Genomic DNA, 16153 nt, shown 5'->3' on the forward strand with positions numbered 1-16153 from the left:
TGCACGCCGACTGTGAGACTTGCGCGGCGAGTGCTATTACTTAGCCCGTAGGGATGGGCGAACGTCGGATCGATGGAGGGAAGCTCGATGACCAGCCGCGAACTGTGGCACGAGATCATGCACTACGGCTCCTACGACCGCATGCCGGTCATCCATTGGACGGGATGGCCCGAGCTGGAACGGGAGTGGGAGGAGCAGGGCTTGGAGCCCGGGCAGAGCCGTCACGAATACTTCAACGCCGAGGGGCTGCCCTGGGGCGTGCCGATCCACCTGGGGCTCCGACCTGGGTTCCCGGACGAGACGATTGAGGAGACGGACGAGTACCGCATCTTCCAGCAGTCCGACGGCGTCATCGCCCAGCACTGGAAGGGGCGGTCGTGCATCCCACACTACATCGACTTCCGCCTCAAGGACCGTGGCGGTTGGGACGACTACAAGAAACGGCTCCAGCCAGATCCCGCGCGCATCCCTGGTAACATCGACGAGACGGTCGAGCGCATGAAGGCGTCGGGAAGGCCGCTGAGCATCTCGTCCGCCAGCATGGTCGGGTGGCTGAGGGACTGGATGGGCGTCGTCAACTTCGGGTACATCCAGTACGACGATCCCGAGCTTCTGGAGGAGATGGTCGATACGCTGTCGGACCTCGTGTGCTGGGGTATGGACCAGGTCCTGCCGAAGATCAAGGTGGACATGGCGTGGGGATGGGAGGACATCTGCGGGTCGAGCGGGCCGCTGGTCTCGCCGGACGTGTTCAACCGGTACGTCGTGCCGGGCTACCGTAAGATCGCCGACAAGCTGCACGAGTACGGAGTCGATCTCTACGCGGTCGACTCGGACGGGCTCATCGACGACCTCGTGCCGGGCTGGTTCGAGGGCGGCGTCAACGTGATGTTCCCCGTCCAGATTCAGCCGATGGGCGCCGACCCGATGGCGTTCCGCAAGCGCTACGGCAAGGAGCTCCGCATCTTCGGCGGGATCGACAAGCTCGCGCTCACAAAGGACAAGGCGACCATCGACGCGGAGATCGAACGGCGGCTGCCCTTGATGCGCGAGGGAGGGTTCATCCCGCTGCCCGACCATCTCATCGTGCCGGGCACGCCGCTGGAGAATTACGTCTACTACCTAAATCGCATCCGAGAGCTGCGCTTCTGACCGACGCGTCGGTTCCGACCATGAGAAAGCCCCTCCGTGCTGCGGAGGGGCTTCATCGTTTCATCTCGCGTTGCTCGCTATGCCCACTTGGCGCACCAGCGAGTGGCGTTCTCCATGATGCGGAGAACTTCGGGCATGTGGAAGATGGGATAGGTCTCGTGGCCCGGGCGCCAGTAGAAGACGCGTCCCTTGCCCACCGTCCAGGTCAAGCCGTCGCGAGCCACTTCGCGGTTGTCGGTGTAGACGCCGACGAACACGACGGAATCCGGCGGCGGAACCTCGTACGGCTCGCCGTACCATTCTTCGCGCGGGATCGTGAAGGGCTCGACACCCTGAGCGATGGGGTGCGACGGGTCGGCGACGAGAATCCTGCCGGGCTTGCCGTCCTCGACATAGGCGCGCCAGCCGCAGGGCGTTCCCATAAGCGCCTTGTACGGTTTGGCGTAGTGCGTCGAGTGGAGGCCCAGGAACCCCATCCCGCGGTCCTTGACGTGCTTGACGATGCGCTCGACAGACTCGTCGGTGACCTGCCCGTGCTTCACGTGCCCAAACCACACCAGGACATCGGATTCGGCGAGCGCCGCCTCGCCCACGCCCTGGTCGGCGTCTGCAAGCGACGCCGTCGTCGCAACGATGCTCCGCGACGTGGCGTTCAGGTGATCGGCGATGACGCCGTTGATGCCCTGCGGGTAGATGCTCTTGGGTTCCGTCAGCTCGGACCAGACGAGCGCCCGAAGCTTGCCGTCCTTCGTCATGTCGCGCTTCCTTTCCGGTTTCCTCGACAGCCGCGTTATCGCACCGAGGTGACGACCGTCATCCGATTGTAGCCGACGTGCCAGTCGGTCGCTACCTCGGCGGACCCGACTGCTCGCTCGGGCGCGTTGAGCTCAGCGCGCCAGTCCTTCTCCAGGTCTCCGTCGCGGTCGAGATAGAACCGAAGAAGGTACTTTCCGCTGGGAAGCCGTCGCGTGGCGCGGAACGACTCCGCGAGCTCGGAGCCAGATGGAGCCATCAGGATGAGGTTGTGCTGCCATAGCTTGCCGGCTCCCCACACGCGTCGGTCGGATGTCGCCGTGGGTGTCTGCGAGAACCTGCCCGCCGCTTCGTCGTACGGGTAGACGAGCACGCCGAGTACCTTGTCCGCCCATGCTTCCGGCGTCGGCGCGACATTGAGCCATATCTCGGAGCCGATGTACTCCACGTCCGACGGAGCTGGGAGGTCTTCGACGGAGGTGTAGGTCCCCCGCACAGACGCCACGTAGTCCTCGATCCAGGCTCGGAACTGCTTGTATCCGAGGTCGCCGATCTCCATCTTCTTGCCGCCGCCGTGCTCGACCTGCATGGTCGGCTTGAGGAGCATCAGGCTCTCGGTCGGTCTGTCCGTGTGCACGAACCCGCTGTCGAGGATGTGCCGGAACGTCTGTTCGGAGGTGTCCTTGACCCATAGCACGCGGGGCCCGTACTTGGCGATGTTCTTCTCGATCTCGGGAGCCGTCTTTGCGTGGCAACCCGCGCAGCGCTCGATCTGCGCCCAGACGCTCGCCATGAACGAGTGGAACACACGATCCTCGCGTGTGTGACGGATCACTTCGAGGGGAACACCGGGTCCTGCGAGCTCCTTCGCGGGCAGGGGCGGGGCGTTCAGGAGCGCAGGCGATCGGACGCTAGCCTGGAGCCAGGCGGCGAAGGCGTCGAGCTCGGCTTGGCGCGCCTGCTGGGTCAGTCGATCCGACTCCGGCTTGCTCATGCGGATCAGGTCGAGGATGCGCGACTTGGCGGGCTCGGCAGTGTTCACCAGCCCCTGGTCACGGAGCGACCTGAAGGTCCCCTCAGCCGTTGGGAGGATGTAGCCGCTCAGATCGACGCCGGACAGATGGCATTCGACACAGCTCGACGGATGGGGCGACCGCAGGATGGGCAGGATGCGCCGCTCGAAGACGGCGAGCGATTCGGCGTACGCGGCGTCCTGCGTCGGGCGGACGCGCGCGCAGCCCGTCATCGTGAGGACGATCGCGACAGCGCTGAGCGCGATACAGGCATGAAACAGTCGGATTCTCACACCTCACCCCTTGGGTCTGGTCGGACTCGGCGCTCAGTATGCCCGTCGGTTGAGCCTGCCGCAACGAGCCGAGTACGCGCCGATCAGGTCCCCCATGCGCCAGTCAGGAGGCGTTCCTTCTGCTCCATGTAGTAGGCGAAGTTGTCCCAGGAGATGTCGGGCGGGAACGTGTGGTCGAGGGTTGGGATGAATCCGCCGTCTTCGATCATGGGGGCGAGCTCGCGCATGACGGCGTCGATGGCAGCAGGTCCCTTGGCGATCTCGCGCTTGTCGACGGCTCCCCAGAGGCGCAGGTCCTTGCCGAACTGCTTGCGCAGACGCATCTTCCACGTCGGGTCGGCGATGGAGAACGTCAGCAGGTCGTAGCCGGGTCCCTTGGCTCTCACCTCTGCGACCTGTTGCTGGAGCGCGGCTTCCGCGTCCTCGCGGACGGGTTCCGACGCGGCTAGAGCAGACGAATGAACTCCTCGACGCTCAATCCGGCTTGCCGTATGACCGAGCGAAGGGTTCCGCGATCCAACTCCTTGTGGTTCGGAATGACCACTTGGGCGAAGGGGTCATGCCGACGAAGGATCATGTGACTTCCCTCTTGTCGTCTCAGATAGAACCCTCGCTTGGCGAGCGCCTTGACGCAGTCCGCGCCGGACACGCAGGGCAACCGAGTCATACCGCGACGACCAGCGCTTCAAAACGCTCTTCGGGAACGGGTAACCCGTCCTCTACCAGCGCGGCAACGTATCCGTTGATCGCCTCTTTGATGTTGGCGATGGCTTCTGTCTTCGTTTTCCCTTGACTCACGCAACCCGGCAGGCTCGGACACTCGACGACCCAGTAGCCGTCTTCTCCGGGATAGAGAATGATCTGTCGCATGACTCCATCTCCGTCAGCGTGCAGCGCCGTCCGATGCGGGCAGCGCTCCGCGTCTAGTCGACAATGATCGCCAAATGGAGTCTCTGCTAGAAGCTTGTCGGACGCAAGGCGAATACGGTTGAACGACGCTCTGCCTCGCACAATGTGGTGACGTCCGAGACTCGCTTCTTCGTTACGCTCCTGGACAGACTGAATCGCACGACCGCCAAGCCGGGGACGGATGCGTCCGATGCAGCGAGCCGAGTACGCGCCGATCAGGTTCCCCATGCGCCAGTCAGGAGGCGTTCCTTCTGCTCCATGTAGTAGGCGAAGTTGTCCCACGAGATGTCGGGCGGGAACGTGTGGTCGAGGGTTGGGATGAATCCGCCGTCTTCGATCATGGGGGCGAGCTCGCGCATGACGGCGTCGATGGCAGCAGGTCCCTTGGCGATCTCGCGCTTGTCGACGGCTCCCCAGAGGCGCAGGTCCTTGCCGAACTGCCTGCGCAGACGCATCGGCTCCATGTCGGCCGCGCGTTCGACGGGCCAGTGGATGTCGACGCCCATCTCCATGAACTGGGGAATGAGCGGTTCCGTGTTCCCGTCGCTGTCGAGGCTGACGTAGCGGACGCCGTGCTTCTTCAAGTGGTCGATCGCGCGTCGATAGTGGGGGAACACGTGTCGGCGCCAGCTAGTCGGGCTCACGAGCGGGCCCGACTTGAACGCGAGGTCCTCGAAGAAGTTGAAGTAGTCGAACTCGGCTGCGAGGAGCGTCGGCGTAGTCACCTCGATGACGAAGTCCGCGATGAACTCGAACATCTCGTCGCAGAGCGCGGGATCGTCGTGCCAGGCGAGCGACAGGTTCTCGGTTCCCATCCACGCCCGGGCGACGCCGTAGAACCCCGTGCAACAGTTCCGACCCAGGATGAGCACGTGCTCGCGGTCACGACATCTCGCGACGGAACCGCGCCAGTTGGCGGGTTGGCGCGCTGGATCGGACGCGACGTAGCGCTTCTTGAGCTCGCGGAGGTCTCGGACGTTCTCGACGGGGAACCTCAGATACTGATCCATCGACGTCCTGCCACCGCCGACGGTTCCTTCGATGAGCGCCTTCGTGACGACGCCGTTGCCGTGCTGGATAACCTCGTAGCGCTCCGTCCGTTCGAGCACCTTCGCTTCGAACCCCGGCGACATGCCCATATGCACCGGCACGAATTCGCGCTCGTCGAGCCCAAGCGTGTTCGCACGCCCAGCATCCACGCCGCTGAACCAGTCACCGAGGCGCTTCTCGTCCGGCATCCCTTCTCTGAGCCATCGCTGGAGCGTCTGGGGCCAGATGCCGAGCTCCCAGTTCGGCACGCGGTCCACGGGACGATACTCCATGACGGCGTGGAAACGTTCGCGGTGTGTCATCCGGCTGTCCTCGCAGAGGCGGAGTCACGAGCGCGTCTCGACCCACCGACAGACTAGCCCATGCCCGCCGCCGCCGCTAGGCGGGAGGCGTAGTCGCTCGTTCCCCGTCGCTGCCATGTTGCACAGTTTCGTCATCAGTGGTTGCATGCGTGCGCGACGCGAAACGCGGCATCGTGGTCGGCAATGCACAAGGGAACAGCGGGGGAGACGGGATGTCCAGCAGCGAACTCGCGGTGCGCGGAGGACCCAAGGCGGTTCCGGAGTACGAAGGTCGCGGAGAGCCCAAGATCGGACATGACGAGTTCTTGGAGATGGCGCGAACGTGGGGCTACTCCGACGATGCGGTGAAGCGGATCGCCGCAGCCGTGCAGGGGGAGAACATCGGCGGCGGGCCCTTCTTCGCGCGGTACAAGTCCGGCTCGAACGTCGAGACGATGGAGCGCGAGATCGAGGAGCGCTTCGGCGTCCGCCACGTGCTCGCCGTGAGCTCCGGGACGGCGGCGCTGCACACCGCGTACGTCGCCGCCGACATCGGCCGAGGCGACGAGGTGATCGTGCCGGGCTACACGTTCCTGGCGACGGCGATGGCGGTCGTGGTCGCTCGCGGCGTTCCCGTGTGGTGCGACATCGACGAGTCGATGACCATCGATCCGAAGGACGTCGAAGCGCGCATCACGTCCCTGACGAAAGCCATCGCGCCGGTTCACATGAACGGCTACGTGTGCGACATGGACGCCATCCGTGAGATCGCACAGCGGCACAACCTTCGGATCGTTGAGGACTGCGCCCAGGCGTACGGCGCCAGCTTCAGGGGACGCCGCGTCGGCACGATCGGCGATCTGGGGTGCTTCAGCATCAGCTCCTACAAGACTACCGGCGGCGGCGAGGGCGGTCTCGTCATGTGCAACGACGACGCGCTGTTCGCGCGCGTTCAGGGCTGGGCGGAGGCCGGCGGGCTGTGGCGTCCCGACCGGTTCGCCAAGGCGCGCTGGGAAGGCGAGCTCTTCTGCGGACTCAACTACCGTATGTCGGAGCTCGAAGGGACCGTCGATCTCGTACAGACGCGCAAGGCGGATGCGCAGCTCGCGCGATGGCGAGCCAACAAGCGCCGCATCCTAGCCGGCCTCGGCTCCTACAGTGGCGTCACGCCGCAGCGGATCCACGACCTGGGCGGCGAGATGGGGCATTCCATCGGGTTCTTCTGCCCCACGGCTCAGGCTGCGGCCGATGCCGCTCACGCGCTGCGAGCGGAAGGCGTGTCTTCCGGAACGCGCGGACCCAGCGCCAACGAGGATTGGCACTACTACCAGCACATGTGGCAGATCCTCGACCGAGTGCCGGCGACCTCGGACGGGTGTCCGTGGCACTGCCCGAATGCCGAGGAAGGTCCGAAGACCCGCTACTCGGCGGACATGTGCCGACGAACCGTCGAACTCACTAGCCGACACGTCTCCGTCCCCCTGAACCAGTGGTGGACGGAGCGCGACTGTGACGCCGTGGCGAGAGCCATCGACAAAGTGCTGGGAGCCCTCTACGGTCGGAATGCCGGCGGAGCGTCGTGGCTCGACGCGGCAACGGGAGGCGCGGCATGACGCGGTACATCGCCGCTTATGACACGGAATCCCCGGCGTGCCTTGGCGCCTGCCGACGGATCGTCGACGTGCACCGTCGATTCGGGATGCCTGCCACGTTCTTCGTGACGGGCAGGACGCTCGAAACGGACGCCGCGGAGTACCGCGATCTGTGGGACGATCCGCTCTTCGAGGTGGCGTCGCACACCTACTCGCATCGGATGCTGAGAGATCATCCGTTCTGCGGGCCCGCTGCGACCCCCGAGCAGCGCATCGAGGAGATTGTGCGAGGCAAGGACGTCGTGGAGCAGGTCATGGGGCGAGAGTGCGTCGGGCTCCGCCCTGGCTGAGGCTTCGTCGATGGCCTCCGCGGCGCGGCGGCAGAGCTCGAGTGCATCGCCGGAGCCGGATTCGGCTACGTCAGCAGCAGGTTGTGGGGACCTGACTACTCGCTCCCGGCGTTGCTGCTCGAGCCGGAGACCTACGCCGCTGACGGGTTCCCGAGCCTATGGGAACTCCCTGGACACGGGTGGCACGAGAACCTGCTGAAAGACCACAATCGCTGGGGGCCCCGCCGCGTGACGCTGTGGCCTCCCTCCATGCCCGAAACCATCCCGCCAGGGTTCCTCAAGACGCCTGAGGACGAGTTCGCGGTGAATCGGGTCTTCCTCAACTGCGCCAGAGCCGACGCCCTCATCTTCGTCTCGCTCATTTGGCATCCGTGGTCGCTGGCGCGGTTCGACCCACCGATGCGGATGCTCGAGCTGACGTTCGAGCACGCGACACGGCAGGGGTTCCAGCTCTCGACGTACGCCGACCTGTGGCGCTCGCTCGTCTGACCGGCGTTACCAGTAGACGTAGGAGATCGTCCACTCGCGGAAGATGGTCCCGTAGAGGCTCCAGAGCCCGAGCATCGTCGCGTCGCCGAGCGTAACGCCGAGGAATAAGGGCACCGTCTTGCGATGCCCGGCGATGCCAGCGAAACGCAGGAGTGTCCAGCGGACGGCCCACGCCAGGAAGATCGGGAACCAGAGATGGCGAAGCATCCATTCGCCGCCCATGATGTAGCCCAGCGGGTGGAGCTGCCACCAGAAGAAGGTCCTGCCCAGGATGCCCAGTAGCAGGACCATCGCGCCTCCAATGACGAAGTAGACGATGTAGGCGAGGTCTACGCCTGTCGGGCGGTACTGCAACTGCGAGGCGACCTGCGGGAATGCCCAGTCGCCCACCCACGTCTGAACCGAATAGACGTAGCTCCGCTGTAGGTTCCCGACGAACCCGACGAGAGTGCCGATGACCAGCGCAGCGACGATCGCGGCGACGAACCTGCCCGCTGAACGGCTCTGCAGGCGGTCGCGCAGGTAGAGCGATTCGAGCACCTGCGGCATTGGCGTCCCGCGCTGACCGAAGTCCACGAAGCGGAAGACGGCGAACCCAGCGAGGCTCCCCGCCGGCAGTGACCGTACGCCCAGGAAGCTCGTCAGCATGCCCGACGCCGTGAAGGGCAGCTCATGCGTCGGCGGGCCCACCTGCGCGCGAAGCCGCGTCGTCACGATGGACATCACGAAGTAGGAGCCCAGAAAGAGCACGCCGACCCACACTGCCATCCCCGCGAACGCCAGGAACCCGACCAGGAACATCGCTGAGACCACGAATCCCACGACGGCGAAGCGGTACGGGCTGTCGTCGTCCGAGCTCCTTCGCCCTCGAAGAACGTCGCGCACGACGGCTCCGATGTGATGCCGCGCCCACCACAGGAACATGGCCCCCATGAGCATCATCCCGCCCATGCCCTGCGACCAGAATCCCGGGAACCCCGGGATTCGATGCAGCCCCGCCGCCCTCCCTGCGACGGCGATCACCTTCCAGAACCAGTAGAAGAACCAGATCGAAAACGATAGCTCGACGGGAATGAAGTAAGCGAGTCCGAAGACGAAGGGCAGGAACTCGACGTAGGCGGCGTCAATGGCGTTCCAGGGCGCTTCCGTGAAAAGGGCTCCCAGGTCGAACTTCCCGTAGGTGAGCCCCGGGACCGAGGGATAGAGCTGATGGAGCCCGTTCAGCAGACTGAGCGCGGCGGCTCCAGCGAAACCAATCCAAAACCGACCGGAGCCAAACACTTCGCCACCGGATCGCATGACTCCGAGCGGAATCTGCGCGACGGGGAACGCAAGCCGCTCACGGTCTGTCCACTGACGCCGCAGCAGCAGGTCGAGGCACACCATCGCGGTGTAGAGTGCGACGAGGAACGCCGACCAGTAGGCGAGCGGACGGACGAACGCGGCGATCGTGCGCCGTGCGAAGAAGGTCTCGCCGTTGTGGTAGAGCCCGGCGACAATGTTCTTGTCCCACACGAACAGCCACCTGGGCAGATGGCGAAAGAGAATCGTCTCCCATTCGTTCTCCGGCGAGGCGAAGTGGGCGGGATACCCGATGACTTGGGTGAGCATCTCGATCGTGTCGTGTCCCACGGCGGCGGTCGAAGCCGCGAGAACCGCGTAGATCAGGAGCAGCTCCCCCGGGCGCAGGGCTGCTTCTGGACTCCATCGGGCCACGAGCCGATTGGAGCCGGCTAGCACGAAGACGACGAAGATCGCGTTGATGAACAGCGACATGATCGTGAAGCCGTTCCACGTGCTGGCAACCCAGTACTGGCTCGCCGGCGCGATGGCAAAGGCGATCACGAACGCGCGGGCTCGGATCGAGCCGTCGTCTGCCGTGGTCTTGATGCGGGGCATGGTTCACGCATACGGGACGCAGGTCGATTGCGAACGTGTGGCCACGAGATTGGGCGAACCGATGACGTTGCGGACCGTGCGGCGTTAGCGCCGCCACCTCACCTGGACGCCGTGGCGCTCCACGAAGGCGTCGTCGATCTCCATGCCCCATCCCGGGCGGTCCGGCACGTCCATGTGTCCGCCCTTGACCTCGGGATAGCCGGGAAACAGATGGGGCCATGCGACATGCTGTTTGTCGTTCGGGAATGTCTCGACGACGAGACCGTTGGGTATGGCGGCGACAAGCTGGACGTGGAAGTGGGGTACGTGATGCGGCGCGAACGGAATGCCGTGGGCGTGGCAGAACGAGGCGACCTTGAGGAACTCGGTGACGCCGCCGTTCTTGATCGCGTCGAACTGCATGAACCGGATGCCGCCTCGCTCGACGAGACTACGGCATTCCGCAAGGTCGATGTGGTTCTCACCGGACGCGATGGGGATCGTCGTCGCGTGGGCGATCTCGCCGCAGGCGGTGTCTGGGTCGTACTCGTCCGTGCGCCGAACGGGAACGGGCTCTTCGAGCCAGTAGAGCTCGTACGGTTCCAGGCGCTTGCAGGTCTCGATGGCGGTAGGCACGTCCCACGCCTGGTTCACGTCTGCCATCAGCGTGATCGAGCTCCCGAACTCCCGTCGAAAGGCGCGGACGCGCGCTTCGCTGTCCTGCGGGGAACCTCGACCGATTCGGATCTTGAGCGCGTTGTACCCGCCTTGGCCCATCGACTCCTCGGCTTCGGCGACCATCGCTTCGAGAGACTGGTTCTCGATGTAGAAGCCCTCGGACAGGTAGGCGGGGATGGGGCGCGGTCTGCCGCCCAACAATCGGCAGATGGACAGGTCGGCTGCCTTTGCCTTGATGTCCCATAGGGCGAGATCGACGGCGGCGATCGCGGCGAGCACGGTCCGGCGGCTCCAGCGCGTCGTCGGCGCGTCCGGACCCAGCAGCGAACGCTCCATCCGAGACCAGTGATACTCGGTCTCAGCCGCATGCTCGCCGATGAGCAGGTCTCGGAAAACGGAGTCGATGATCTCGCATACCTCCGCCAGGGGTCCGCCGCGCGATTCACCGATACCCATCAGTCCGTCGGCTGTCGTGATGCGGCAGACGGCGTCGGTGCTCGACGTGATGGGTCCTCCGGACAGACCTCGCGGAACAGGCAGCGGGATGGAGACCCACGCGCATTCGACTTCGGCGATCCTCATCGTTGCCTCCTCGATGTCCTGCCACGAGCGCGACTCGGCGCGGGGTGCTGCCTCAGCACTATACCACGAACGACTGTCCGGTTGCCCTGCGCCCAACCATCGGCAAGAATCGAGTTCCAGACGGACTGGCAAGAAAGGGTTTCCGCGATGCCGACACAGCACCTGCCCCGCTTCCCGTACGGCGCTGTCTACTTCCGCAAGTCCTACCCGCCGCGCGAGGACTGGGAGCGCGACTACCGTACCGCGTTCGAGGACGGTATGAACACCTTCCGGCACTGGTTCCTGTGGTCGGCGATCGAGATCGAGCCGGGAGTCTACGACTGGGACGACTACGACCGGCAGCTCGACCTCGCCGCCGAGAATGGCATCGCGACGGTCATCGCGGAGATGATCACCGCAGCGCCCGAATGGGCATTCCGCCGGTTCGCGCACGCTCGGTTCCGCACAAAGGATGGCGCACCTGTGCGAAGCCATTGGGGCGGCAGCAGCGCGACCGGTGGGTTCCCCGGACTCTGTCTCGACAACGACGATTGGCGCGATTATGCCGAAGGCTTTCTGCGCGCGCTTGCCGAGCGCTACCGCTCCCATCCTGGTTTGGGCGGGTACGACATCTGGAACGAGTGTTTCCACTCGACGTCAGTCTGCTACTGTGACGCGACGCTCGCGAAGTTTCGCGACTGGCTTCGGCGGAAATACGGCGATCTGCGCACGCTCGGAGCCGCGTGGTACCGGCACAGCTTCGCCGAGTGGAAAGACATCGACGCGCCGCGCAACTGGGCGGGCAACGCGGAGTGCATGGACTGGCAGCAATTCCGCATCGAGAACGCGTACGAGCAGATGCGTTGGCGCGCGGACGTGATTCGGGGCGTCGATCCCGACCACGCGATCACGGCGCATGGCGTCGCGCAGACGCTGTCGGACATGCCGAGCTGCTGCGACGAGTGGCGTGCCGCGTCAGAGGTCGAGAGCTGGGGGTTCACGTGGATCGCCGCGCGGAAGGGCGACGAGCCCTGGAAGCAGTGGCACGCCGTCGACCTGGTCCGCGCTGGAGCCCGAGGAAAGCCGTTCTGGCATGCCGAGGCGCAGGCAGGTCCCTTGTGGATGCAGCCCCAAGTGCTGAACCGAACGCGCGATAGCGGGCGGATCGCGACGCCTGAAGACATCCGGTTGTGGAACCTGCTGTCGTTCGCTGGAGGAACGCGCGGCTGGCTGTGTCCGCGATGGCGGCCGCTGCTCGACGGACCCCTGTTCGGCGCGTTCGGCATGTACGGGATGGACGGGTTGCGTACCGACAGGTCGGCGATGACCAGCCGCATCGCGAACTGGGCGAACTCGGACGAGACGGCGGCGCTCTGGCGATCTGTGCCAGTCCAGGGCGACATCGGCATCGTGGTCGTCCCCGAGTCGCAGTTGTTCGCGCAGGCGCAGCAGGGGGACACGGCGTACTACACGGAATCGGCGCGCGGAGCCTACCAGGGGTTCTTCGAAAACAACATCCAGGCGGACTGGGTACACATCGACCACATCCACGAGTACGACGCGCTCTACCTGCCGTACCCCGTCATGCTGCCACGAGAGGTCACCGACCGGCTCATCGACTGGGTCAAGCGAGGCGGATCGCTCATCTCGGAGGGATGCCCGGGCTACTTCGGCGATCGAGGTCGGGTCGGCACGCGACAGCCGAACCTCGGGCTCGACGCACTGTTCGGCGCTGTGGAGTCGTACGTCGAGTTCACCCCGGACATCCTGGGTGATCTGACGTTCCAGGTTGGAGATCTGCGCGTGCGCGGCGGCACGTTCCTGCAAGCCTTCGAGCCCACGTCGGGAACCATCGCCGGGCGGTACGCCGATGGGAAGATCGCCGTCGTGGACAACGTCTACGGCTCTGGCAGGACGCGGCTCATCGGAACCTTCCCCGGAGCCGGGATGTATCGCGCGCCGAACGACGATTCGAGGCGGTTCTACCGTGAGCTTCTGTCCTGGTGCGGCAGGGAGCCGCAGGTCACCGTATCGGACCAGCGTGTGACGGCGCGCATCCAAGACGGCGATGGCGGAACCTACCTGTGGGCCGTGAACCCGACATGCGAACGCGTCTCCGCTGACGTGCGGCTGAACGGCCGGTGGGCGGACCTGGGCCCGGCGGAGTCAATGTGGGGCGAGACGGCGTTCGGCGAGCCAGGCATCGTGAAGGTCAACGTCGGGGACCGGGACGCCTGCATTGCGCGGCTCGTTTGACGCTTGCGCGCGTCGCGCTCCCTGCTGACAATACGTGTCGATGACACGCCCGGAGTCGCAGCGACGTGGTACTACCAGGAGGAAACGACGGTGGCACAGAAGAAGCGCCCGGCATCGGTTGGCTACGATGACACGCCGATGCTCCCCGACTCGAAGTGGCGAGTTCACGACGGCAAGCGTCCGCACCCGGTCATCGTCACGCCCGGAACGTCGAGCACTGCCCGCAAGGCGGGGACGGCTCCCGACGATGCCGCTGTCCTGTTTGACGGGACCGACCTCTCGAAGTGGGAGAGCGTCAAGGGAGGTCCCGCACAGTGGAAGGTATCGGGCGGCGCGATGACCGTGACGCGAACCGGCGACATCCAGACGAAGCAGCACTTCGGCGACTGCCAACTTCACCTGGAGTTCGCCACACCGAAGGTCGTCAAGGGCAACAGCCAGGGCAGGGGTAACAGCGGCGTATTCCTGATGGGTCGGTACGAGATCCAGGTCCTCGACGGCTACGACAACCCGACCTACGCGGACGGAACCACGGCGGCGATCTACGGCCAGTATCCGCCGCTGGTGAGCGCCTGCCGCGCGCCCGGCGAATGGCAGACCTACGACATCGTCTTCCGCGCGCCGCGCTGGAACGACGGCAAGCTGCGCGCTCCGGCGTACATCACCGTGCTCTACAACGGGATCGTCGTCCACAACCACACGGCGGCGATGGGTCCGACGGGGCATCGATCCGTGTCCAACTACGACACGCCGCATCCGGACAAGGGCCCGTTGCGCCTCCAGGACCACGGCGACAAGGTTCGGTTCCGCAACATCTGGATGCGCGAACTGACCGACTACGACGCGTAGCGGCTCCCGCGTCGCGTCTCGATGGATCGAGCCCACGAGCCCGCACCCAGACGGAGCGTCGGTGTGGGCTCGTGTGGTGCTCGCCGAACGGAGGCAAGCATGAAGTTCCTGGTGTTCCCGGCGGTCGATGATCGGACGCTCGCTGCCCTGCAGGCAGCCGCGCCGGACGCCATCATCGCCAACGTGCGTACCGAGAGGGAGGCGGTCGAAGCGATCCGCAACGCCGACGGCATGTACGGGAACCTGACGCCGCGCCTGCTGGAGGCGGCGACGCGCCTGCGCTGGGTTCAGACGCCCATCGCCGGGCTCGAACACTACATGTTCCCAGCGCTCGCCGCGAGCGACGTGACGCTGACGAACATGCGGGGCATCTACAGCGATGCCATCGCGGATCAGGCGATGGGCTACGTCCTCATGTTCGCTCGCGGGCTCCACGTCTACGTGAGGAGGCAACTCAGGTCGGAGTGGCGTGGTGGCGTGCCGGTCGTTCCGCTCGCTGGAGCGACGATGGGCGTTGTCGGACTTGGGGGCATCGGAACCGAGGTCGCGCGTCGGGCGTCGGCATGTCAGATGCGCGTCGTCGCGACGAACGCTGTGCCCGTCGAGAAGCCCGATTTCGTCGATCAGCTATGGGACTCGTCGGGTCTGGACGAACTGCTCGCCGCGTCGGATTTCATCGTGAGCTGCGTGCCCCATACGCCCGACACGGTTCGGCTCTTCGACGCGGATCGGATCGCGCGGATGAAGCGGAGCGCGTTCCTCATCAACATCTCGCGGGGCGTCGTCGTGGACCTGGCGGCGCTCACGGAAGCGCTCACGGCGGGAACCATCGCGGGAGTAGCACTGGATGTCTTCGAGACGGAGCCGTTGCCGCCGGACCATCCGCTCTGGTCGATGGAGAACGCCATCCTCACGCCACACGTCGCCGGTGCGGACCCTGGCGTGGGCGGACGGCGACTTGCGGTCGTGTGCGAGAACTTGCGTCGCTTCGTGTCCGGGGAGTCGCTGACCAACGTTGTCGACAAGCGGCGGTGGTGCTAGTCGAGGGTCACGATCACATCGGTTCTGCCTACCGCCAAGTCGAACGCGAGGGCGGTCGTTGAGCCTTCCGCCAAGTAGGATCCCGCCCTGAACGCCTGCCGCGTGCCGGCTGAGCGCAGGTCGGAGCCGTCCACGCGGACGCGCCTCGCGGGAGCGTCGACCGAGAGCGTGAAGTCCGGCGTCGGGAACGCCGTCTCGATCGTCACGACAACCTCTCCACCAGAGGCTCCTTCAGCGACCGACACGTTCGAGAGCTCGCGCGCCATCCAGTAGTGACCGATCTCGCTGTTCTTCATCCACAGCGTGCGCGTGCCGTCGGGGTCGTAGGCGTCGAGTCGGCGCTTCACGTCACGGAGCACTCCGAACCCAACCTGATCGTTCACGTAGAAGCAGGGCCAATGCCCGACCAGCACGCAGGGAGCTCCTGCTTCGAGGACTTCCGGCAGCCTGCCGCCGCGTAAGTCTTCCGTGATGAACCTGTCTGCGCTCGCCTCGTCGAACCCCGTCGCGCCGAACCAATCGCCTGCGCAGCCGACGATGCTGGCGACCGCCGTGCCCGCTGACTTGTCGGCATACCAGATGGGAACCGTCGGCATCTCCTTGTCGACCATGTGCAGGAAGTAGAATGGGCGATCGATCCCGTTGACCCGGCGCGCGCCGTCCAGCACAGCCTTCGCGTGGACGTCTTCCTTGCGCTTGGCGAACGCGCCGGGACTCGTCACGCCCTCGCAGACGATGCCGGCGTTCCTGAGAAGCTGCATCGCCGTCTCGACGTAACGCGGAAGCAGCTCTGCTGGCGGATCGACCCACTCTCCCTGCTCCCACTCCTCGGTGAGCTGCCAAGTATCCAGATCGACGACATGCGTGTGGGTGATCATCTCCGGCGTTAGGTCGAAGTGTGGCTGGATGACGTCACGGGCAACCCGTATCCACTCGGAAAGCTCCCGCTCCGGGAACCCGACGAACGTCTGGTCGATCCGCCCGACGCCTGCCGGGAACGGGATCATG

At 65.3% G+C, this 16153-nt stretch carries 15 protein-coding genes; 7 read left to right on the top strand and 8 right to left on the bottom strand.

Going from position 1 to position 16153, the window contains the following annotated elements; all coding sequences use genetic code 11:
• Positions 1–72 precede the first annotated feature (72 nt).
• Positions 73–1152, top strand: a complete 1080-nt coding sequence (locus tag FJZ36_07180) for a hypothetical protein (protein ID MBM3214681.1) — start codon at positions 73–75, stop codon at positions 1150–1152.
• Positions 1153–1229: 77 nt separating this feature from the next.
• Here the strand turns inward: FJZ36_07180 and FJZ36_07185 are convergent, their stop codons facing one another.
• From FJZ36_07185 to FJZ36_07210, 6 genes are all read right to left on the bottom strand, one after another.
• A complete protein-coding gene (locus FJZ36_07185) occupies positions 1230–1907 on the bottom strand; it encodes a trehalose utilization protein ThuA (protein MBM3214682.1) in 678 nt (225 codons plus the stop codon).
• 35 nt (positions 1908–1942) lie between these two features.
• A complete protein-coding gene (locus FJZ36_07190) occupies positions 1943–3211 on the bottom strand; it encodes a hypothetical protein (protein MBM3214683.1) in 1269 nt (422 codons plus the stop codon).
• An 83-nt stretch (positions 3212–3294) separates the two neighbouring features.
• Positions 3295–3597, bottom strand: coding sequence for a hypothetical protein (locus FJZ36_07195; GenBank protein MBM3214684.1), 303 nt, complete (start codon positions 3595–3597; stop codon positions 3295–3297).
• Positions 3598–3656: 59 nt separating this feature from the next.
• Positions 3657–3878, bottom strand: a complete 222-nt coding sequence (locus FJZ36_07200; GenBank protein MBM3214685.1) for a type II toxin-antitoxin system HicA family toxin — start codon at positions 3876–3878, stop codon at positions 3657–3659.
• Positions 3875–4081, bottom strand: a complete 207-nt coding sequence (locus FJZ36_07205; GenBank protein ID MBM3214686.1) for a type II toxin-antitoxin system HicB family antitoxin — start codon at positions 4079–4081, stop codon at positions 3875–3877. Before FJZ36_07205 ends, FJZ36_07200 begins: the two co-directional genes overlap by 4 nt.
• 254 nt (positions 4082–4335) lie before the next feature.
• Positions 4336–5472, bottom strand: a complete 1137-nt coding sequence (locus FJZ36_07210; protein MBM3214687.1) for a hypothetical protein — start codon at positions 5470–5472, stop codon at positions 4336–4338.
• A 212-nt stretch (positions 5473–5684) separates the two neighbouring features.
• Between FJZ36_07210 and FJZ36_07215 the strand changes: the two genes are divergently transcribed.
• From FJZ36_07215 to FJZ36_07225, 3 genes are all read left to right on the top strand, one after another.
• Positions 5685–7064 carry a DegT/DnrJ/EryC1/StrS family aminotransferase gene (locus FJZ36_07215; protein ID MBM3214688.1) on the top strand — a complete coding sequence of 460 codons (1380 nt, stop codon included), beginning with the start codon at positions 5685–5687 and terminating at the stop codon, positions 7062–7064.
• Positions 7061–7393, top strand: coding sequence for a hypothetical protein (locus FJZ36_07220; GenBank protein MBM3214689.1), 333 nt, complete (start codon positions 7061–7063; stop codon positions 7391–7393). Before FJZ36_07215 ends, FJZ36_07220 begins: the two co-directional genes overlap by 4 nt.
• An 81-nt stretch (positions 7394–7474) precedes the next feature.
• On the top strand, positions 7475–7882 hold the full coding sequence (locus FJZ36_07225; protein MBM3214690.1) for a hypothetical protein: 408 nt from the start codon (positions 7475–7477) through the stop codon (positions 7880–7882).
• Between the two features lie 6 nt (positions 7883–7888).
• Here FJZ36_07225 and FJZ36_07230 read toward each other — a convergent pair whose 3' ends face one another.
• Together FJZ36_07230 and FJZ36_07235 are read right to left on the bottom strand one after the other, a co-directional pair.
• Positions 7889–9781, bottom strand: coding sequence for a hypothetical protein (locus tag FJZ36_07230; GenBank protein ID MBM3214691.1), 1893 nt, complete (start codon positions 9779–9781; stop codon positions 7889–7891).
• An 84-nt stretch (positions 9782–9865) separates the two neighbouring features.
• A complete protein-coding gene (locus FJZ36_07235) occupies positions 9866–11020 on the bottom strand; it encodes a mandelate racemase/muconate lactonizing enzyme family protein (protein MBM3214692.1) in 1155 nt (384 codons plus the stop codon).
• Positions 11021–11167: 147 nt separating this feature from the next.
• Here FJZ36_07235 and FJZ36_07240 point away from each other — a divergent pair, with 147 nt between their 5' ends.
• The 3 genes from FJZ36_07240 (at position 11168) to FJZ36_07250 (ending at position 15145) form a co-directional block, all read left to right on the top strand.
• A complete protein-coding gene (locus FJZ36_07240) occupies positions 11168–13255 on the top strand; it encodes a beta-galactosidase (GenBank protein MBM3214693.1) in 2088 nt (695 codons plus the stop codon).
• A gap of 138 nt (positions 13256–13393) precedes the next feature.
• Positions 13394–14104, top strand: a complete 711-nt coding sequence (locus FJZ36_07245; protein ID MBM3214694.1) for a DUF1080 domain-containing protein — start codon at positions 13394–13396, stop codon at positions 14102–14104.
• Positions 14105–14125: 21 nt separating this feature from the next.
• Positions 14126–15145, top strand: a complete 1020-nt coding sequence (locus tag FJZ36_07250) for a D-2-hydroxyacid dehydrogenase (protein ID MBM3214695.1) — start codon at positions 14126–14128, stop codon at positions 15143–15145.
• Positions 15146–16153: the final 1008 nt, after the last annotated feature.

This window comes from Candidatus Poribacteria bacterium, from assembly GCA_016866785.1.
GTDB lineage: Bacteria > Poribacteria > WGA-4E.